19 protein-coding genes and 1 pseudogene are annotated in these 19015 nt (G+C 74.2%); 5 read left to right on the forward strand and 15 right to left on the reverse strand.

Annotation, left to right across the window (positions count from 1 at the left end; genetic code table 11):
• Positions 1-88: 88 nt before the first annotated feature.
• On the reverse strand, positions 89-370 hold the full coding sequence (locus tag L6E17_RS06185) for an acylphosphatase (protein WP_236239776.1): 282 nt from the start codon (positions 368-370) through the stop codon (positions 89-91).
• Between the two features lie 166 nt (positions 371-536).
• Here L6E17_RS06185 and L6E17_RS06190 point away from each other — a divergent pair, with 166 nt between their 5' ends.
• The gene (locus L6E17_RS06190) at positions 537-1445 is read left to right on the forward strand and encodes a CAP domain-containing protein (protein WP_236239777.1); all 909 of its coding nucleotides are present in this window, start codon (positions 537-539) and stop codon (positions 1443-1445) included.
• A 334-nt stretch (positions 1446-1779) separates the two neighbouring features.
• On the opposite strand, the gene mutM is transcribed toward L6E17_RS06190, so the two are convergent.
• The 9 genes from mutM to L6E17_RS06240 all read right to left on the reverse strand — a co-directional run bounded on the left by mutM (position 1780) and on the right by L6E17_RS06240 (position 11151).
• Positions 1780-2637 carry a bifunctional DNA-formamidopyrimidine glycosylase/DNA-(apurinic or apyrimidinic site) lyase gene (gene mutM / locus L6E17_RS06200; protein ID WP_236239778.1) on the reverse strand — a complete coding sequence of 286 codons (858 nt, stop codon included), beginning with the start codon at positions 2635-2637 and terminating at the stop codon, positions 1780-1782.
• Between the two features lie 92 nt (positions 2638-2729).
• Complete coding sequence (rnc, locus tag L6E17_RS06205) at positions 2730-3629, reverse strand: ribonuclease III (RefSeq protein ID WP_374109007.1); 900 nt, start codon at positions 3627-3629, stop codon at positions 2730-2732.
• Positions 3630-3636: 7 nt separating this feature from the next.
• Positions 3637-3810, reverse strand: coding sequence for a 50S ribosomal protein L32 (rpmF, locus tag L6E17_RS06210; protein WP_003957604.1), 174 nt, complete (start codon positions 3808-3810; stop codon positions 3637-3639).
• 2 nt (positions 3811-3812) lie between these two features.
• Complete coding sequence (locus L6E17_RS06215; protein WP_236239780.1) at positions 3813-4421, reverse strand: DUF177 domain-containing protein; 609 nt, start codon at positions 4419-4421, stop codon at positions 3813-3815.
• Positions 4422-4605: 184 nt separating this feature from the next.
• Positions 4606-5703, reverse strand: a complete 1098-nt coding sequence (locus tag L6E17_RS06220) for a cell division initiation protein (protein ID WP_236239781.1) — start codon at positions 5701-5703, stop codon at positions 4606-4608.
• Between the two features lie 99 nt (positions 5704-5802).
• Positions 5803-6324 (reverse strand): pantetheine-phosphate adenylyltransferase, encoded by a 522-nt coding sequence (coaD, locus tag L6E17_RS06225; RefSeq protein WP_236239782.1) that lies wholly within the window; start codon positions 6322-6324, stop codon positions 5803-5805.
• Complete coding sequence (gene rsmD / locus L6E17_RS06230; RefSeq protein ID WP_236239783.1) at positions 6321-6905, reverse strand: 16S rRNA (guanine(966)-N(2))-methyltransferase RsmD; 585 nt, start codon at positions 6903-6905, stop codon at positions 6321-6323. The genes coaD and rsmD overlap by 4 nt, the downstream gene beginning before the upstream one ends.
• 98 nt (positions 6906-7003) lie before the next feature.
• Entirely contained in the window at positions 7004-9202 is a 2199-nt protein-coding gene (gene recG, locus L6E17_RS06235) for an ATP-dependent DNA helicase RecG (RefSeq protein ID WP_236239784.1), read from the reverse strand.
• Between the two features lie 332 nt (positions 9203-9534).
• Positions 9535-11151 (reverse strand): DAK2 domain-containing protein, encoded by a 1617-nt coding sequence (locus L6E17_RS06240; RefSeq protein WP_236239785.1) that lies wholly within the window; start codon positions 11149-11151, stop codon positions 9535-9537.
• 268 nt (positions 11152-11419) lie between these two features.
• On the opposite strand from L6E17_RS06240, the gene rpmB reads away from it, so the two are divergent.
• Entirely contained in the window at positions 11420-11605 is a 186-nt protein-coding gene (gene rpmB / locus L6E17_RS06245; RefSeq protein WP_003957616.1) for a 50S ribosomal protein L28, read from the forward strand.
• Between the two features lie 99 nt (positions 11606-11704).
• Here the strand turns inward: rpmB and thiD are convergent, their stop codons facing one another.
• Both thiD and L6E17_RS06255 read right to left on the reverse strand, forming a co-directional pair.
• On the reverse strand, positions 11705-12517 hold the full coding sequence (gene thiD, locus L6E17_RS06250) for a bifunctional hydroxymethylpyrimidine kinase/phosphomethylpyrimidine kinase (protein WP_236239786.1): 813 nt from the start codon (positions 12515-12517) through the stop codon (positions 11705-11707).
• Entirely contained in the window at positions 12514-13476 is a 963-nt protein-coding gene (locus L6E17_RS06255) for a thiamine-phosphate kinase (RefSeq protein ID WP_236239787.1), read from the reverse strand. Before L6E17_RS06255 ends, thiD begins: the two co-directional genes overlap by 4 nt.
• A 273-nt stretch (positions 13477-13749) precedes the next feature.
• On the opposite strand from L6E17_RS06255, the gene L6E17_RS06260 reads away from it, so the two are divergent.
• The gene (locus L6E17_RS06260) at positions 13750-13983 is read left to right on the forward strand and encodes an Lrp/AsnC family transcriptional regulator (RefSeq protein WP_236239788.1); all 234 of its coding nucleotides are present in this window, start codon (positions 13750-13752) and stop codon (positions 13981-13983) included.
• Positions 13984-14397: 414 nt separating this feature from the next.
• Here the strand turns inward: L6E17_RS06260 and L6E17_RS06265 are convergent, their stop codons facing one another.
• From L6E17_RS06265 to L6E17_RS06275, 3 genes are read right to left on the reverse strand one after another with little or no spacing between them, the layout of a single operon-like run.
• Positions 14398-15546, reverse strand: coding sequence for a D-alanine--D-alanine ligase family protein (locus tag L6E17_RS06265; protein ID WP_236239789.1), 1149 nt, complete (start codon positions 15544-15546; stop codon positions 14398-14400).
• Between the two features lie 47 nt (positions 15547-15593).
• On the reverse strand, positions 15594-16622 hold the full coding sequence (locus L6E17_RS06270) for an NAD(P)H-dependent glycerol-3-phosphate dehydrogenase (protein ID WP_308315835.1): 1029 nt from the start codon (positions 16620-16622) through the stop codon (positions 15594-15596).
• Complete coding sequence (locus tag L6E17_RS06275) at positions 16619-17371, reverse strand: 1-acyl-sn-glycerol-3-phosphate acyltransferase (RefSeq protein WP_236239790.1); 753 nt, start codon at positions 17369-17371, stop codon at positions 16619-16621. The genes L6E17_RS06270 and L6E17_RS06275 overlap by 4 nt, the downstream gene beginning before the upstream one ends.
• Positions 17372-17588: 217 nt before the next feature.
• On the opposite strand from L6E17_RS06275, the pseudogene cofC reads away from it, so the two are divergent.
• Positions 17589-18239, forward strand: a pseudogene (gene cofC, locus L6E17_RS06285) (2-phospho-L-lactate guanylyltransferase); the annotation flags it as partial.
• A 200-nt stretch (positions 18240-18439) separates the two neighbouring features.
• On the forward strand, positions 18440-18643 hold the full coding sequence (locus L6E17_RS06290) for a hypothetical protein (RefSeq protein WP_236239791.1): 204 nt from the start codon (positions 18440-18442) through the stop codon (positions 18641-18643).
• Positions 18644-19015 lie beyond the last annotated feature (372 nt).

Below are 19015 nucleotides of genomic sequence, written 5' to 3' on the forward strand. Positions count from 1 at the left end.
CGCGGCGGCGCACGGCGGCCCTCGGACGCCCCCGGGACACGCCCCGCACCCTTTCGCCAGGCCGGTTCGCGGGCCCCCGCGGGGGCGGTCAGCGCATGCCGAAACCGTCGTAGCCGCCGCGCGGTGTGTCCCAGATCTCAGTGACACCGTCGACGCGCCCGGGTGTGTCGCCGGTGCGCAGCCAGTCGAGGAGACGGTGGCAATTCTCACGCGGCCCCTCGGCCACGATCTGCACCCGCCCGTCGTCGAGGTTCAGGGCGAAGCCGGTGAGCCCGCCGATACGCAGGGCGTTCTCCCTGGTGAACCAGCGGAAGCCCACTCCCTGTACCCGCCCGCGCACCCAGGCGGTCATCCGTACCTCGTCGTCCATGGCTGCACGCTAACCGGCCAATGGCCCCTGCTTCACTTCCGCTCCGTACGCCATGGCGTACAGTCCCCACCCAACGAGCCTCACTCGTTCGGGTGTGTCACAGCTGCACCAGTGGACGAATGGCGCACGACCCCGAGAAGCGACTGGGAGCAGGAGGGCGGAGCAGATGGGACGCCACCGACGTTCAGGCGCCGCACCCGCCGCCGACGACCACGCGGCCGGCGCGGCCGGAGGCCACCGGGCCGTCGACCGCCGCCGCAGGAAGCGGGCGGCCGGACTGCCGGTACGCGGGGGCCTGCTCGGCGCCTCCGCCGCGATGGCCGTGGGCGCCGTGGCCGTCGCGTCGGGCCTGCTGCCCGGCGGTGAGACGTTCACCCTCGGCGGCGGCTCCTCGGAGCGGATACGCCCCGACGGCAGCGCCGAGCTGAACGCCCAGGGCGGCTCGACCGCAGCTCCCCCGCCGCCCTCCACTCCGGTGTCGGCCGCCGCCCCGTCCACCAGCCCGTCGCCGTCGCCCACGCCGACGAAGGCGTCTGCGTCCCCCTCTCCCACGCCGGTGAAGACGAAGACGGCGGAGCCGAAGAAGGCGTCCCCGACACCGACGAAGGCCGCCACGACCGCGCCCCGCACGACGGCGCCCGCCCCTCCCCCGCCGAAGACGACCGCGCCCGCCCCCGTGAAGACCGCGGTGAGCCGGGCGGAGGCCGCGGAGGCGGCGGTGCTCGACCTGGTCAACAAGGAGCGGGCCAAGGCGGGCTGCTCCCCCGTGCGCGCCTCCGGCGAGCTGGGCGCCCTGGCCCGGGCGTACAGCCAGGAGATGGCGGAACGGGGCTTCTTCTCGCACACGGACCCGGACGGCGACTCCCCGTGGGACCGCGCGGCCCAGGCGGGCATCGAGGGCCTGGGCGGCGAGAACATCGCCCGCGGCCAGGCCGACGCCGCAGCCGTCATGGACGCCTGGATGAACAGCGAAGGCCACCGGGCGAACATCCTGAACTGCGACTTCAACACCCTGGGCGTCGGCGTCCACTTGGCTGACGGCGGGCCTTGGTGGACGCAGAACTTCGGCTTCTGAGATTGCCCCAGGTCAGAGCACTATGAGCCCTCACGGGCCGGCTCAGGGCCGTCCTCGGTGACGGAAGCGGCCCAGACCTCGTCCACGGCGGCCCGCGGACGGGTCCCGCTCGACGGCATCCGGTGCGCGGAGGTCCGCAGAGCGAAGCCGGGTCATGGTGGCCGAGGTGTCCACTCAGGGCCTTGCTGCTCTCCCCCGCGTCCGGGAGCACGGACGCGGGGAAGTGCCGCAGCGCGCGCATGCCGTTGTCCCGCCCCGTGAGCACACCGGCGGCGCACCGGCCGGACGGCTGCCGTGCGTGCGGCCCCCGCGTCCTCTGCGCGGCCCGTCGGGGTCAGACCGCGCGCGGGGGCCGCTGGCAGCGGGGGCAGAAGTAGCTGGAGCGGTTCATCCACGGGCGGCGGCGTATCGGGGTGCCGCACCGCCGGCACGGCCTCCCCTCGCGGCCGTACGCGTCCAGGGACCGGTCGAAGTAGCCGGACTCGCCGTTCACGTTCACGTACAGGCTGTCGAAGCTGGTGCCGCCCACCGCCAGGGCCGCGTTCATCACGTCCCGGACGTGTCCGAGCAGCTCGTACGAGCGGGGGCGGGTGAAGGTCGCCGTGGGGCGGTCGTAGTGCAGCCGGGAGCGCCACAGCGCCTCGTCGGCGTAGATGTTGCCGACGCCGCTGATCAGGCTCTGGTCGAGCAGGGCCCGCTTCACGGTGGTGCGCCGCAGCCGCAGCGCGGCGTGGAACGCGGCGTCGTCGAAGACCTCGTCCAGGGGGTCCCGGGCGATGTGCCCGATGACGTCGGGCAGCCCGTCCGGGGTGGTGTCGTGCAGCGAGAGCCCGCCGAAGGTGCGCTGGTCGACGAAGCGCAGCTCCGTGCCGAGGACGTCCGCGAAGCGGATCCTGATCCGCAGGTGCTTCTCGTCCGGCGCGCCCTCCGGCTGCACGAGGAGCTGGCCGCTCATGCCGAGGTGGCCGAGCACGGCCGCGTCCGCGTCGTCCAGGGGCAGCCACAGGTACTTGCCGCGCCGTCGCGCCGTGCCGAACCGGTGCCCCTTGAGGCGGGCCGCGAAGTCCTCGCCGCCGCCGAGGTGCCGCCGCACGGCACGCGGGTGCAGCACCTCCACGTCGGCGACCGTGCGGCCGCTGACCCAGCGCGCGAGTCCGCGCCGGACCACCTCCACCTCGGGCAGCTCAGGCACGGGGCGGCCTCCTCGTCAGCGGGGACTTCAACGGGCGAAGCCCCGCCTGCACCGGCGGCGGGCACGGTGCGGCGGGGCGGGAAGCGTGAGCGTCAGGCCGAGGCCTGGTCCGCCGTGGAGGCCACGGGGGTCGCGTCGGCGGCGTGCCCGGGGACGGAAGAGGGGTCGGCGGCCTCTCCTGCCCGGGGTGCGGCCGCCGCCGTGGCGCCGGCCTCGGCCGCGGCCTTCGCCGCCGCCTCGCGCTCGTCCGCGGCGGCGCGGATGGCCCGCCACGCGGACTCCGCCGCCTGCTGCTCCGCTTCCTTCTTGCTGCGGCCGGTGCCGGTGCCGTACGAGACACCACCGACGCGGGCGGCAGCAGTGAAGGTCTTCTCGTGGTCCGGCCCGGTCTCGCTGACCAGGTACTCCGGGACTCCGAGGCCCTCGGCCGCGGTGAGCTCCTGGAGGCTGGTCTTCCAGTCCAGTCCGGCACCGAGGTTCGAGGACTTCTCGATCAGCGGGTCGAAGAGGCGGTGCACCAGTTCGGAGGCCGCCTCAAGGCCCTGGTCGAGGTAGACCGCACCGATCACCGCTTCGAGGGTGTCGGCGAGGATGGACGCCTTGTCCCGGCCTCCGGTGCCCTCTTCACCCCGGCCGAGCCGGATGAAGGCGCCCAGGTCGAGGCCGCGGCCCACCTCCGCCAGCGCACGCGAGTTGACCACCGCGGCCCGCAGCTTGGCCAGCTGGCCTTCGGGCAGGTCGGGGTGGGTGCGGTACAGCGTGTCCGTGACCACCAGGCCGAGCACGGAGTCCCCGAGGAACTCCAGCCGCTCGTTGGTGGGCAGGCCGCCGTTCTCGTACGCGTAGGAGCGGTGGGTCAGCGCACGCACCAGAAGGGCGGACTCGACCTGGTAGCCGAGCCGCCCTTCCAACAGCGTGTGGGACGAGGCCGTGTTGTCCGCCTGCTTCTTGGCGTCATCCGCCGTGGTGTGGCTAGACACGGTGCCTCTCACCAGCCGCTCAGACCGCGAGGACCTGGCGCTTGTTGTACGTGCCGCAGCTCGGGCACGCGATGTGCTGCTGCTTCGGCTCCTGGCAACGCTCGCACGAAACCAGGGTGGGGACCGCAGCCTTCCACTGCGACCGGCGGTGGCGCGTGTTGCTGCGCGACATCTTCCGCTTCGGAACAGCCACGGCTACTTCTCCTGCTTCTCGTCGGCGCCCGGTTCGGCGGCGCCGCTCATGTCGTCCTTATCACCGGTCCGGAGTGAACCGGTGAGTCCCTGCAGTGCCGCCCAACGGATGTCGACGGCGTCGTGGTGGTGGTCCGGGTCGTCGTTCAGGTTGGCGCCGCACTCGGCGCACAGCCCCGCACAGTCCTCCCGGCACACCGGCTGCATCGGCAGTGAGAGCACCACCGCGTCACGCAGCACGGGTTCGAGGTCGAACATGCCGTCCTCGAGGGGGGTGAGGCCCTCGTCCTCCTCGGCATCGTCGTCCGCGGCCGCCTTGCGGTGGCCCCGGTCGTCCGTGTCGGGGTACGAGAACATCTCCTGGAAGTCCGCTTCGACATCACGTCGCAGCGGCTCCAGACACCTTACGCACTCCCCCTCGGCGGCGGCACGGGCGGTGCCTGTGACAAGCACCCCTTCCATGACCGACTCCAGGCGGAGCTCCAGCTCGACCGGCGAGCCCTCCGGTACGCCGATGACTCCGTCGATGCCGAGGTCGGCGGGGGCCGCCACCTCGCGGGTCAGCCGCTGGAGGGCACCCGGACGCCGCCCCAGCTCGTGCGTGTCGAACACGAGGGGGTTGCGGTGGTCGAGGCGCGTGCTCAGGGCTCTTCCTGCTTTCGGAGTCGTGGAGGATGCCGCCCCGGACGCGCCGAGGGCGACGCGGGCAGCAAGGATCGCGGACGTACTCGCGACCGAACAGCCAGGATACTGGACGCTTCGCCCTGGGCCCAATCCGGTCACGGACCCGCGGTCGTCAGCGGCCCTGCTCGTAGCGGCGCAGCTGCTCCAGGTCGATCATGCTCGTGTCGAAGAAGCTGGTCTCGTCGAGCGCGGCGGCCTGCTGGGGGGCCTGGTACTGCTGCTGCTCCTGGTACGCGTACGGGTCCGGCTGCACGGCCGCGTAACCGCTCTGGTCGTACGCCTGGGCCGCGGCCGGGTCGTAGCCCTGCTGCTGGTACGCGTACGGGTCGGGCTGCTGGTAGGCGGCGTACGCGTCCTGGGGCTGCGGGACCGCCCCGTACCCGTACGGGTCGGGCTGGTGCGCGGGGGGCGGCGGGAGCTGCTGCGGGATGGCGGCGGCCGGGGCGAGGGGCTCCGGGACGCCGGCGGCGGGCCCGGGGTCGGCGATCTCGGCGAGGCCCGCGAGGTAGTCGGCGTCGCTGGTGTGGACCTGGTGGGTGCCGGCCGCGTCCTGGGCGGCCATGTGGTCGCCGAGCTCGTCGCCGGCGGTCCGGCCGTGCAGCTTCTGGCGGCCGCGCCCGACGGCCTCCAGGGTCTTGCTGAGGACCGCCTCGAAGGCGCTCAGCTTGGCGTCCACATACGCGTCGGCGCGCTGGACCAGGGTCTGCGGGTCGTCGCTGTACTCGGGCGCGTCCTCGTCGGTGTACCCGTCGGCGTCCAGGCCGGGGCCCCGGCCGAGGAGCTTCTCGCGGCCGCGGTCGACGGAGCCGATGGTCTTGGTGAGGACGACCTCGAAGTTGGCGAGCTTGGAGTCGACGTAGTCGTCCGCCTCGGCGCGGATCTCCTCGGCCTCGCGGCGGGCCTCCGCCAGGATCCGGTCGGCCTGCTCCCGGGACTCCCTGGCGACCTGGGTGTCGGAGATGAGCGAACCGCGCTCGGCGTGGGCGGCCTCGATGATCCGCTGGGCCTCCTGGCGGGCCTGCTCGACCATCTGCTCCCTGCCGCCGATCAGCTCCCGGGCCTCCGCGAGCGAGTCCGGCAGGGCCTGCCGCAGCTCTTCCAGCAGGGCGAGCAGGTCGGCGCGGTTGACCACGCAGGAGGCCGACATGGGCATGGACCGGGCGTTCCCGACCGCCTCGACGATCTCGTCGAGCTTCTTCTGCACGTCCACCGTGTGCTCGCCACTTCCTACAGCCGGATTGGAGACGGACGGGACGACTGTACGGCCAGTCGGCACCGCTCCGACAGCGGCTGAGGAGGTGTCAGCGGGTCACGCGCCGGACGATGTGCCGCGCAGCCGCTCGACCAGGGCCTCGTGGACGATGGGCGGCAGCAGGTGGGACACGTCGCCGCCCCACGCCGCGACCTCCTTGACCAGGGAGGACGACAGGAAGCTGTAGGTGGGGTTCGTGGGCACGAAGAGCGTCTCCACCCCGGTGAGCCCGTTGTTCATCTGCGCCATCTGCAGCTCGTAGTCGAAGTCGCTGACCGCCCGCAGCCCCTTGACGATGGCGGGGATGTCGCGCTCCTTGCAGAAGTCGACCAGCAGGCCGTGGTGCGCCTCCACCACGACGTTGTCGTACTCCCGGGTGACCTGGCGGATGAGGTCCATCCGCTCCTCGACGGTGAAGAGGCCCTTCTTGGACTTGTTGATCATCACCGCGACGTGCACGACGTCGTAGAGCTTGGAAGCACGGCCGATGATGTCGAGGTGTCCGTTGGTGATGGGGTCGAACGACCCCGGACAGACTGCTCGGCGCAACTGAAGTCCCTCGCTCTCCGGTCCGGTCATGGTGCGTCTTCGCACGTAGAGGCGGCGCGACCGTACCAAAACGTTCCCTCGCCGTAGCGGCGGGCCCGCAGCGCTTCGAACCCGTCGGGCCAGCCGAATTCCCCGCCCCTGGTGCTGCGCTCCACGGTGACGACCGCGTCGTCCGCGAGCCACCCCCCTCGCCGGAGTGTGAGGAGTATCTCGCGAAGATCGCCGTCCGGGACGGCGTACGGCGGGTCGAGGAACACCACGTCGTACGGCTCCGCGGGCGCGGGCCCGGTGACGACCTGCTCGGCCTTGCCGGTGCGGACCTCCGCGCCGGGCAGGCCGAGGCTCCTGACGTTCTCGCGGACGGTCCGGGCGGCCCGGTTGTCGGCCTCCACAAGCAGGGCGTGCGCCGCGCCCCGGGAGAGCGCCTCCAGGCCGACGGCGCCCGAGCCGGCGTACAGGTCGGCGACGCGGATGCCGCTGAGGGTGCCGAGGAGCGCCTCCCAGGTGGAGAACAGGCCCTCGCGCGCACGGTCCGAGGTGGGTCGGGTGCCGTTGCCCGGCGGGACGGCCAGGCGGCGTCCGCCGGCGGCACCGGCGATCACGCGGGTCATGTCGGTCCTTCGGTCTTCGCGGGTGGTCCGGCAGGCGACCGAGTGGTCGCACGGCGTTCGGGTCCACGATATGGGCTCGCGGCCCGCGGGGGCGCTCCTCAGCCCTTGTCGAGGTACTCCTCCCGCTCCGTGTCGAGCAGCGCGTCGAGGGCGGTGCGCAGCGCGGGGTGCTGCTCCAGGCCGGGGTCGGCGCGGACGAGCGCGTCGGCTTCGGCGCGGGCGGCGGCGATGACCTCCTCGTCGTCGATGACGGCGAGCATGCGCAGGGAGGAGCGGGCGCCGGACTGGGCCTGGCCGAGGACGTCGCCCTCGCGGCGCTGTTCGAGGTCGATGCGGGACAGCTCGAAGCCGTCGAGGGTGGAGGCGACGGCGTTCAGCCGCTGCCGGGCGGGGCTCGCCTCCGGCATGTCGGTGACGAGGAGGCAGAGGCCCGGTGCGGAGCCGCGCCCGACGCGGCCGCGCAGCTGGTGCAGCTGGGACACGCCGAACCGGTCGGCGTCCATGATGACCATGGCGGTGGCGTTGGGGACGTTGACGCCGACCTCGATGACGGTGGTGGCGACCAGGACGTCGGTGTCGCCCGCGGCGAAGCGGCGCATGACGGCGTCCTTGTCGTCGGGGTGCATGCGGCCGTGCAGCACCTCGACGCGCAAGCCGGCGAGGGGCCCGCGGGCGAGCTGCTCGGCGACGTCGGTGACGGCCAGCGGCGGCCGCTTGTCGGGGGCGTCCTCGGCGGGCTGCTGCTTCGGGGAGGCGGTGTCGTCCTCGTCGTCGCCGATGCGGGGGCACACGACGTACGCCTGGTGGCCGCCCTCGACCTCCTCGCGGACGCGGTCCCAGGCGCGGGCGAGGAAGTGCGGCTTGTCCCGGGCGGGCACGACGTGGCTGGAGATCGGTGAGCGGCCGGCGGGGAGCTGGTCGAGGACGGAGGTCTCCAGGTCGCCGAAGACGGTCATCGCGACCGTGCGCGGGATGGGGGTGGCGGTCATGACGAGGAGGTGCGGGGTGCGCTTCTCGCCGCCGGAGCGGCCCTTGCCGCGCAGGGCGTCGCGCTGCTCGACGCCGAACCGGTGCTGCTCGTCGACCACGACGAGGCCGAGGTCGTGGAACGTGACCGCGTCCTCGATGAGGGCGTGGGTGCCGATGACGATGCCGGCCTCGCCGGTGGCCAGGTCCAGGAGGGTCCTGCGGCGGGCGGCGGCGCCCTGGGAGCCGGTGAGCAGGACGACCTTGGTGGCGTGCTCGGGGCCGCCGAGCATGCCGCCTTCCGCGAGGTCGCCCATCATCTCGGTGACGGACCGGTGGTGCTGCTGGGCGAGCACCTCGGTGGGGGCGAGCATGGCGGCCTGCCCGCCGGCGTCGACGACGGCGAGCATGGCCCGCAGGGCGACGAGGGTCTTGCCGCTGCCGACCTCGCCTTGGAGGAGCCGGTGCATGGGGTGGTCGGTGGCGAGGTCGTCGAAGATCTCGCGGGAGACGGTCCGCTGGCCTTCGGTGAGGGTGAAGGGCAGCCGTGCGTCGAACGCGTCGAGGAGGCCGCCGGCGGCGGGCTTGCGGGGGACGGCGGGCAGCTGGGTGTCCGCGTACCGGCGGCGGGCCAGCGCGACCTGGAGGACGAACGCCTCGTCCCACTTGAGCCGGTCGCGGGCGTCGGCCACATCGGCCTTGCTGCCGGGGCGGTGGACCCGCTGGAGGGCGTCGGGCAGGTCGAGCAGGCCCCGTCCCTCGCGCAGGGCGGGGGGCAGCGGGTCGACGGCGTCCCGGGCGCGGGGCAGGACGGCGTCCACGGCCTTGGAGATCTTCCAGGACTCCAGCTTGGTGGTGGCGGGGTAGATCGGGATGAGGGCCCCGGCCCAGGAGCCCACGGCGTCGTCGGCGCCTTCGCCGCGCAGCAGCTCGTACGCCGGGTGGGCGAGCTGGAGCCTGCGGTTGAACAGGGACACCTTGCCGGCGAACATCGCGCGGGTGCCGGGCAGGAGGTCCTTGTGGGGCTTGTGGACGCCCTTGCCGAAGAAGACGAGCTGGAGCCGGCCGCTGCCGTCGGTGATGGTCACCTCCAGGCGCCGACCCCTCCCCCGGGACCCGCTGTAGGTGTGGACGCGGGCGTCGGCGACCTGGGCGACGACGGTGACGTGCTCGTCCAGCGGCAAGTCGGACAGCCGGGTCAGCTCACCGCGCTCGGCGTACCGCCGGGGGTAGTGGTGCAGCAGGTCCCCGACGGTGTGCAGGTCCAGGTACTCGGCCATCACCTTGGCGGTGGCGGGGCCGAGGACCTTGGTCAGCGGCTCGTCCAGCATGGGCCGGGCACCTCATCTCCGTGCAGCTTCCGTGCGGTTCCTCGCGCGGCGGTCGCCGCGGTCGTCCGCGGCGGTCGTCGCTCGTCCTCCAGTCGGCAGCCGTCGCTCGTCCTCCAGCCGAGCGGCGGCCGTCGCCCGCCCTCCGGTCGGCGCGGCGGCCCACCGGTCCGGTGCCCCTCCGGCGGGCGGTGCCGGCGGGCCGGGGTCGCCGCCCCCGGGGCGGTGCCGGGGCCCTGCCGGCGCGCGTCCGGCACGGTCCGGCGCCTCCCTCGCGGGTGCGTGCGCCTGGAGCCATTGCACACCACGCCACTGACAGCGCCGGGGATCCGGCGCTACTCGACACCGATCATCAGCGGCGCCTGCTGGTCGCCGCCGCGGTGGACGACGGTGTCGACGGCCAGGTGGCGGGCCCGGACGTGGGCCTCCAGACGGTCCGCGAGGGCGGGCGGGGCGTCGTCGGCGAGGATCAGGGTGACGAGTTCGCCGCCCGCCGCGAGCATCCGGTCCAGCACGGTGCGGGCCGTGTCGGCGAGGTCGCGGCCGATGACGGCGACGTCGCCCTCGATCAGGCCCAGGACGTCCCCGGCCTGGCAGACGCCCGCCGAGGTGAAGGACCGGTGGGCCGCGATGGCGAGTTCGCCGTAGCGGGTGGTGCCCGCGGCGGCGGTCATGGCGACGACGTCCTCGTCGAAGCGGCGCTCCGGCTGGTGCACGGCGAGCGCGGCGACGCCCTGGACGGCCGCCCGCGTCGGGATGAGCGCCACCCGGACGCCCTCGGCGCGGGCCTGCTCCGCGGCGGCCGCGGCCGCCTGCCACAGGTCGGCGTCGTTGGGCAGCAGCACCACTTCGCGCGCGTGGGCGCGCCGGATCGCGTCGAGGAGTTCGCCGCCGGCGGGCGGCTCCCCGGGGCGCGCCGGGACGGGCACGGCGCCGGCCTCGGCGTACAGGGCGGCGAGCCCGTCGCCGGGGACGACGGCGACAACGGCCCGCTGGGCGGGTTCGGCGGGGTGGCCGTGGCCGGCGGCGGCCGCCGCGAAGTGCGTGATGCGGATCCGGTGGGGGCGGCCGGCTTCGACGCCGGCCTCCACGGCGGCGCCCGCGTCGTCCACGTGGACGTGGACGTGCCAGAGCCCGTCGCCGCCGACGACCACCAGGGAGTCGCCCAGCGCGTCGAGGCGGGCCCGGAGCCGCGCCACGGCGTCGTCGCCGGCCTCCAGGAGGTAGATCACCTCGTAGCCGGGCCCGTCCTCCGTGCAGGACTCCTTGAGGGCGTGCGGGGCGACCACGCCCGTCTGCCGGCTCGGCGGCCGCGCGGGCGCCTCGCCCGTGAGGGCCTGCACCAGCGCGCCCAGCACGGTGACGAGCCCGCGCCCGCCCGCGTCGACGACGCCCGCCTCCCGCAGCACGGCGAGCTGCCCGGGGGTGGCGTCCAGGGCGGTGCGGGCGCCTTCGTACGCGGCGGCGGCGGTGGCGGCCGGGGCGGCGGACGCGGCGCGGGACGCCGCCTCGGCCGCGGCGGAGGCCACGCTGAGGATGGTGCCCTCCACGGGGTGGGCGACGGCCTGCCGCGCCGCGGCGGCCGCCGTGCGCAGCGCCTCCGCCAGGTGGTGTCCGTCACGTCCGCGGGCGAGCACCTCGGCCATGCTGCGGAGCAGCTGGGCCAGGATCGTGCCGGAGTTGCCGCGGGCGCCGGTCAGCGCGCCGTGCGCCATGGCCCGGACCACGTCGGGCAGCTCGGGGGCGCCGGTCGCGTGGGCGGTGAACACGGCCTCGACGGCCCGGTTCGCGGCGTCGGCGGTGAGGTGGAGGTTCGTGCCTGTGTCGCCGTCCGGGACCGGGAAGACGTTGATCGCGTCGATCTCCTCGCGCTCCCGGCCCAGGGCCTCCGCCGCCAGGGCGCACCAGGCGCGTACCGCTGCGGAGTCGACGGTCTGGGCGGTGTGCGGCACCTGGTGGTCCTCCTCGCGCGGTGGGCTGCACCGCAGGGTAGACCCCGCGGGGAGGCCGGGCCGCACCATGGGGGCCGCGGACCGGGCCCCCGCCGTCCGTGGTAATTTCGTTCTGCCGAAGCAGCCGTTGTATGCTGCTCCGGTTGCCCGATGAGAATCGGGCCGTTCCCCGGCAACGCCACTTCAGTCACCGACCCCGATGTCACCGATCTGATTCCGGCTTCGCCGGATTTCACTGTAAGTGCATCTGAAGTCTTTGGAGTGACCCGTGGCTGCCAACTGCGACGTCTGCGGCAAGGGGCCGGGCTTCGGCAACAACATTTCGCACTCGCACCGCCGTACGTCCCGTCGCTGGAACCCGAACATCCAGCGCGTGCGTGCCGTGGTCGGTCGGACGCCGAAGCGGCTCAACGTCTGCACCTCGTGCATCAAGGCCGGCAAGGTCTCGCGCTAACACGCGACGGACGTTCTTCGTCGTAGCGCAGCCTCTGCGGTTGCCTTGGAAGCCGGTCCACCTTCGGGTGGACCGGCTTCTTGCCGTTCCCGGGCGCCCTTACGCGCGCGTGCCGAGGCGCCAGGCGTGGTCGACGGGCCCGATGCCGCCGCCCAGGGCGAACCCGGCGGCGATGGCCCCGGTGACGTACTCCTTGGCCTCCCGCACCGCCTCGGGGACGGTGAGGCCCTTGGCGAGCCCGCAGGCGGTCGCGGAGGCGAGGGTGCAGCCGGTGCCGTGGGTGTGCCGGTTGTCGTGGCGGGGGGCGCGCAGCCAGTGCTCCTCGGCGCCGTCGGTGAGGAGGTCCACCGCCTCGGCGCCGCCGGGCAGGTGGCCGCCCTTGATGAGCGCCCAGCGCGGCCCGTAGGCGAGGACGGCGTCGGCGGCCCGCCGCATGTCATCCTCCGACCCGACCCGTACGCCGGTGAGCTGCGTCACCTCGTCCAGGTTCGGGGTGGCGACGGTGGCGGCGGGCAGCAGCCGGGTGCGGACGGAGTCCAGCGCGGAGGCGGCGAGCAGGGGGTCGCCGTGCTTGGAGACGCCGACGGGGTCGACGACGACCGGGGCGGCGGTCCCGGCCAGCAGGTCGGCGACGGCCTCCACCAGCGGGGCGGAGGCCAGCATGCCGGTCTTGACGGCCTGGACGCCGATGTCGTCGACGACGCTGCGGTACTGGGCGCGCACCGCCTCCACCGGCAGCTCCCAGGCGCCCTGGACGCCCAGGGAGTTCTGGGCGGTGACTGCGGTGAGGACGCTCATCCCGTGCACGCCGAGCGCCAGCATGGTCTTCAGGTCGGCCTGGATGCCGGCGCCGCCGCCGGAGTCGGATCCGGCGACGGTCAGGACGCGGAGCGGGGCCGTGCGGGGGGTCACTCCTGGCCTCCGAAGTGGTCCCAGCCGCCCTTGGTGTGCCAGGGGGCGCCGTCGACCGTGACCTGCGGCAGCGCGGAGGGGTTGAGGACCTCCCCGATCACCTTCCAGCGGGCGGGGAGCTTCACGTCGGGCGGGAAGGTGGCGACGATGGCGTGGTCCTCGCCGCCGGTGAGCACCCACTGGAGCGGGTCCACCCCGACCGCCTGGCCGATGTCGTTCATCTGGGTGGGCACGTCGATGGCGCCGGACCGCAGGTCGATACGGACCTTGCTGGCCTCGGCGATGTGCCCGAGGTCGGCGATGAGGCCGTCGCTGACGTCGCACATGGCGGTGGCGCCGAGCTCCGCCGCCGCGGGCCCCGCGTGGTACGGGGGTTCCGGCCTGCGGTGGGCCTCGACGAAGGCGCGCGGGGAACGGAAGCCGCGGGAGAGCACGGCGTATCCGGCGGCGGACCAGCCGAGCCAGCCGGTGTAGGCGACGACGTCGCCGGGCTGCGCGCCGCCGCGGGTGACCGGCTCGTGGTTGCGCAGGTCCCCGAGGGCGGTGATGGAGACGGTGATGGTGTCGCCGCGGACGACGTCGCCGCCGACCACGGCCGCCCCGGCGACCTGGCACTCGTCGCGCAGGCCGTCCATCAGCTCGCTGGGCCAGGTGGCGGGGAGTTCCGCGGGCACCACCAGCCCGAGGAGGAGCGCGGTGGGCACCGCGCCCATGGCGGCGATGTCCGCGAGGTTCTGGGCGGCGGCCTTGCGGCCGACGTCGTACGCGGTGGACCAGTCGCGCCGGAAGTGGCGGTTCTCCACGAGGATGTCCGTGCTGGCGACCACCCGCCGGTCGGGGGCGGCGACGACGGCCGCGTCGTCGCCGGGTCCGATGCGTACGGCCGGGGTGGTGGTGAGCCGGGACGTGAGCTCCCTGATCAGCCCGAACTCCCCGAGCTCGCCGACTGTGCCCTTCACCGAGGTTCACCTCTCCATGTCGTCGTGGGCTCACCGTACGACCGGTGTGACCGGTCTGGTCCCGGTGCGGTTGCGGTCGCGAGCCGTCACTGCTGTAGGTACGGTCGAGTAGACGGGCCGAGCCGTCAACTTCTGTCTGCCGTGCGCCCACCACGGGCGCGCCACCGACCCCGCGGGTCTCCCCGCCGCGCGCGGCGACGCGGTACCGTGGCGTCCCTTTCTTCCCTGGGTCCTTCCGCCCAGGATGATCCTCGCGGCCGCCCTGGAGGTTTCGTGGTACAGGCGTACATCCTGATTCAGACCGAGGTGGGCAAGGCCTCACTGGTCGCCGAGACCATCGCGAAGATTCCCGGCGTGCTCCAAGCCGAGGACGTGACGGGTCCCTACGACGTGATCGTGCGCGCCCAGGCGGACACGGTCGACGCGCTGGGGCGGATGGTGGTCGCCAAGGTGCAGCAGGTGGAAGGCATCACGCGCACGCTGACCTGCCCGGTCGTCCACCTGTAGCCCCGCCGGGCCTGTGCGGCGAAGCGCCCCCGCGGCGGGGCGCCTCCCCGCAGAGGCCCGGCGGGAGCCGCTCCGCGTCCCGCCCGTCCGGCCCGGCTGCGCGCGCCGATGGCCGCCGCACAGGTGCCGGGCCCTCTTGGGCGTGTCGGGTGCGGCGGCGTCCGCCCGGAGCCGTACGGGCTGCGCGGGGAGGCCCTGCCCGTGCTCCGGCGTGTCCGCGGGGGTACGGGGACGCCCGTACGGCAGGCGCGGCGGCGGGACCGCAGGCGTTGCGGCCGCGGCGCGCCGCCCGTGCGTGCGGCTGTGTCCCCCCCCCCCCCCCCCGGGCCCGGCCGCGGCCGCCCGGCCGGGGCGCCGGTCCGTGCCGCACGCGGGCGGCACGGCAGACGCCTTCGGCGGTGGCGCGGCCGGTGGTCAGCGCAGGCCGGTGGAGCGCCGCAGGGCCGCCTGGATGAGGCGGTCGACGAGGTCGGGGTAGTCGATGCCGGACGCCTCCCACATGCGCGGGTACATGGAGATGGGCGTGAAGCCCGGCATGGTGTTGATCTCGTTGATGACGAACTCGCCCTCGTCGGTGAGGAAGAAGTCCGCGCGGACCAGCCCCTCGCAGGAGGCCGCCTCGAACGCGGCGACGGCGAGCCGCTGCACCTCGGCCGTCTGCTCCGGGGTGATCGGGGCGGGCACGACGCCGGACGCGGAGTCGATGTACTTGGCGTCGAAGTCGTAGAAGTCGTGGTCCCCGACGGGCGGGATCCAGGCGGGGACGCTCGCGCGCGGCCCGTCCTCGAACTCCAGGACGCCGCACTCGATCTCACGGCCGGTGAGCAGGGACTCGACGAGGATCTTCGGGTCGTGGCGGCGGGCCTCCTCGACGGCGGCGTCCAGGCCCGACTCGTCGTCGACCTTCGTGATGCCGAAGGAGGAGCCGGCGCGGGCCGGCTTCACGAACAGCGGCCAGCCGTGCTCGCCGGCGAAGTCGACGATCCGGCGGCGGGCCGCGAGCGGGTCCTGCTGCCACTCGCGGGGGCGGATCACCTCGTAGGGGCCGACGGGCAGCCCGAAGGAGGTGAAGACCCGCTTCATGTATTCCTTGTCCTGGCCGACGGCCGAGGCGAGCACGCCCGCGCCGACGTAGGGAACGCCGGCGAGCTCCAGCAGGCCCTGGAGGGTGCCGTCCTCGCCGTACGGGCCGTGCAGCATGGGGAAGACGACGTCGACCTCGCCGAGGGCCTTGGGCACCGCGCTGGGCTCGGTGTAGACGACCTCCCGGCTGGTGGGGTCGGCGGAGAGGACGACGGTGCCGTCCCCGGGCTCCGCGACGTCGTCGACGCTCGGCAGCGTCCGGCCGGTGATGGCCATCCGCTCGGGGGCGTCGGCGGTCAGCGCCCAGCGGCCGTCGGTGGTGATGCCGATGGGCAGCACGTCGTACTTCGCCCGGTCGATGGCGCCCAGGATGGCGCCGGCCGTGACGACGGAGATGGCGTGCTCGGAGCTGCGTCCGCCGAAGACGACGGCCACACGCGGCTTGCGCCCGGGGGTGGAGGGGAGGTTCTCGCTGCTCATATCGCGATGAGCGTACCCGCTCGTACGTCGCGCGTCAGCGTCCGGCGTCAGCGCCGCTCCGGCTTGGCGCTGCGCGACATCAGCTCCTTGAGGGCCACCATCGGGGGCTTCCCCTCGTGGACGATGCCGACGACCGTCTCGGTGATCGGCATGTCGACGCCGTGCCGGTGCGCGAGGTCGAGGACGGACTGGCAGGACTTGACGCCCTCGGCGGTCTGCCGGGTGACCGCGATGGTCTCCTGGAGGGTCATGCCCTTGCCGAGGTTGAAACCGAAGGTGTGGTTCCGGGACAGCGGCGAGGAGCAGGTGGCCACCAGGTCCCCGAGGCCGGCGAGGCCGGAGAAGGTGAGCGGGTCGGCGCCCATGGCGAGCCCGAGGCGGGTCGTCTCGGCGAGGCCGCGGGTGATGAGCGAGCCCTTGGCGTTGTCGCCGAGGCCCATGCCGTCCGCGATGCCGACGGCGAGGCCGATGACGTTCTTGACGGCGCCGCCCAGTTCGCAGCCGACGACGTCGGTGTTGGTGTACGGGCGGAAGTAGGGGGTGTGGCAGGCCGCCTGGAGCCGTCGGGCGGCGCTCTCGTCGGGGCAGGCGACCACGGAGGCGGCCGGCATGCGGGCGACGATCTCCTTGGCCAGGTTGGGCCCGGTGACGACGGCGACGCGCTCCGCGGGGACGTCCGCGACCTCCTGGACGACCTCGCTCATCCGCTTGCAGGTGCCCAGTTCGATGCCCTTCATCAGGGACACCAGCAGGGTGCCGGGGGCGAGCTTGGGCGCCCACGCGGAGAGGTTCTCGCGGAGGGTCTGGGACGGGATCGACAGGACCGTGAAGTCTGCGCCCTCCGCGGCCTCCGCGGGATCCGAGGTGGCCCGCATGCCGGCGGGGAGTTCGACGCCCGGGAAGTACTCCGGGTTGGTCCGGGTGGTGTTGACCGCGTCGGCGACCTCGGGGCGGCGGGCCCACAGGGTCACCTCGCAGCCGGCGTCGGCCAGCACCATGCCGAAGGCCGTGCCCCATGAGCCGGTCCCGTAGACGGCTGCCTTGAGGGGGCGTGCGGGGTCTGCGGGGTGTGTCACTTGGCTTCCTCCCCTGCCGCCTTGCGGCTCTGTAGCTGGCGGGCCCTGCGGGGATCGTACGGCTCGGCGGGTGCCTTCTCGCCCCGGATGTCCTCAAGGAGGCGGGTGATGGCGGCCATGATCTCCTCGGTGGCCTCGCGGAGCACCTCGGCGGTGGGCTCCTGGCCGTGGAACCGGGAGAGGTCGACGGGCGGCCCCGCCACCACGGTGAGGGTCTTGCGGGGGAAGAGCCGGAGCTTGTCCCGCTTGGCGTAGGGCGGCATCGCCAGGTTGGCGCCCCACTGGGCGACGGGGATCACCGGGACCTTCGTGAGCAGGGCGACGCGGGCGGCGCCGGTCTTGCCGGCCATGGGCCACATGTCCGGGTCGCGGGTGAGGGTGCCCTCGGGGTAGAAGGCGACGCACTCGCCCCGCTCGATGGCGGCGACGGCGGCGCGGAAGGCGTCGAGGGCGTTGGCGGTCTCGCGGTAGACCGGGATCTGGCCGGTGCCGCGCAGCATCATCCCGACGAACGAGCCCTTGAACAGGCCGGCCTTCGCGAGGAAGCGGGGTACGCGTCCGGTGTTGTACTGGAAGTGCGCGTAGGACAGCGGGTCCAGGTACGAGTTGTGGTTCACGGCGGTGATGAAGCCGCCGTCGGCCGGAATGTGCTCCGTTCCGCGCCAGTCCCGCTTGAACAACACCACCAGCGGCGGTTTGGCGATGACCGCCGCCAGGCGGTACCAGAAGCCGATTCTGCGGCGGGACACGCGGACACCTTCCTGTGGGACTGCTGGTGGTACTCGCCAGTACCCGTCGGTACTGGTCGTGCCGGGGGTCAAGTGTCACCCCATGCCCCTGGTCTGTCGAGAACACCGTACGCCCCGCCTCCGGCGGCGGTGTTCCGGGTGGTGGGGGGCCGTGTCGCGGGCCCCGGCGGGAGGTGCGGCGGCCGGTGCGCGGCGGGGGCGGGCGACAATGGCCTGGATGGACACGGGGACGGAGACGGGGACGGCGGCGCAGGCAGGGCCCGGGATCTGGTCGCTGGTGGTGCCGTTGAAGCCGCTGGGCGCGGCGAAGACCCGGCTGGCGGGGGCGTTCGGGCCCGCGCAGCGCCGGCGGCTGGCGCTGGCCTTCGCGCTGGACACCGTGGCGGCGGCGCTGACCTGCGGCGCGGTACGGGATGTGGTGGTCGTCACCGACGACGGGGAGGCCGCCGCCGAGATGTCCGGGCTGGGGGCCCGGGTGGTGCGGGACCGGCCCGCCGCGGGGCTCAACGCGGCGCTCGCGTACGGGGCGGCCGCGGTGCGGGCGGGGCGGCCCGGGGCCGCGGTGGCGAGCCTGAACGCGGACCTGCCCGCGCTGCGCCCGGCCGAGCTGGGACGGGTCCTGGCGGCGGCGCGGTGTTTTCCGCGGGCCTTTCTCGCGGACGCCGCCGATATCGGCACGACGTTTCTGTCGGCGGCCCCCGGAATTGAATTGCGGCCCGCTTTCGGCGGCGCGTCGCGGGCGCGGCATTTGTCGTCGGGGGCGGCGGAAATCGAACTGGGCGGCGTGGCGTCGGTGCGGCGGGACGTGGACACGGCCGCTGACCTGCGGGCGGCGCTGACGCTGGGGGTGGGCCCCCGCACGGCCGCGCTGCACCGCGCGGGGCTGCCGGGCGGCGGGGTCGGGGGCCGCGGATCCCGCCCCCGGCACGGAACGCGCCGCGGGCGAACCGCCGCCCGGGGGGCGCGCGGGGTACGGGACGGAGGGCGGGGCCGCGGCCGGTCCCGGCGGGGAGCAGGCGGCCGGGCTGCCCGGGGCGGGCGGTCAGGCGGGCGGGTAGGCTGCGGCCCATGCAGGCGACCGCGTACACGTACGACCCTGAGACCCGCAGCGGGAGCGTGCTCCTCGACGACGGCACGCCGGTGGAGTTCGGCGCGGAGGCGTTCGACGCGGGCGGCCTGCTGCTGCTGCGCCCGGGTCAGCGGGTGCGGATCGAGACGGAGGGCGACGGCGCGGGGCTGCGGATCACCCTGGTGACCCTGCAGACGTTCTGAACTCCCGTACCCGTACGGAACTCCGGCCCCGGATGAGCCGCCCGTCCCCCTGGGGGCGCCGGCTTCGGGCGGACCACCCGGCACCGGGGGCAACTCCGGCCGCGGAGGGCCCTCCCGCCCCCATGGCGAACACCGGTCCTGCGAAGAGGCCCGGTCTGAGGGGGAATCCGGGTTTCGGACGGTCTACCCGGCCTCGCAGGGGCCCTCCGCACAGCACCCGGGCCGCATAGGGACTCCGGCCTCGGACGGACCACCCAACCCCCGTGGGGCCCCGGCCCCGGATGAGCCGCCCGTCCCCCTGGGGGCGCCGGCCCCGGAGGCCCGGCCTCGGATGGAAGCCCGGCCCCGCAGGGATGCGCACGCCCGCACAGA

The sequence above is a fragment of the Streptomyces sp. CC228A genome (assembly GCF_021390935.1).
GTDB lineage: Bacteria > Actinomycetota > Actinomycetes > Streptomycetales > Streptomycetaceae > Streptomyces.

Excerpts from the sequence above, each read along its gene's own strand:
- coaD (WP_236239782.1), bottom strand. The coding sequence starts at position 6,324 with ATGACCGGACCGGAGAGCGAGGGACTTCAGTTGCGCCGAGCAGTCTGT.
- L6E17_RS06185 (WP_236239776.1), bottom strand. The coding sequence starts at position 370 with ATGGACGACGAGGTACGGATGACCGCCTGGGTGCGCGGGCGGGTACAG.
- L6E17_RS06290 (WP_236239791.1), top strand. The coding sequence starts at position 18,440 with ATGCAGGCGACCGCGTACACGTACGACCCTGAGACCCGCAGCGGGAGC.
- L6E17_RS06265 (WP_236239789.1), bottom strand. The coding sequence starts at position 15,546 with ATGAGCAGCGAGAACCTCCCCTCCACCCCCGGGCGCAAGCCGCGTGTG.
- recG (WP_236239784.1), bottom strand. The coding sequence starts at position 9,202 with ATGCTGGACGAGCCGCTGACCAAGGTCCTCGGCCCCGCCACCGCCAAG.
- L6E17_RS06190 (WP_236239777.1), top strand. The coding sequence starts at position 537 with ATGGGACGCCACCGACGTTCAGGCGCCGCACCCGCCGCCGACGACCAC.
- rsmD (WP_236239783.1), bottom strand. The coding sequence starts at position 6,905 with ATGACCCGCGTGATCGCCGGTGCCGCCGGCGGACGCCGCCTGGCCGTC.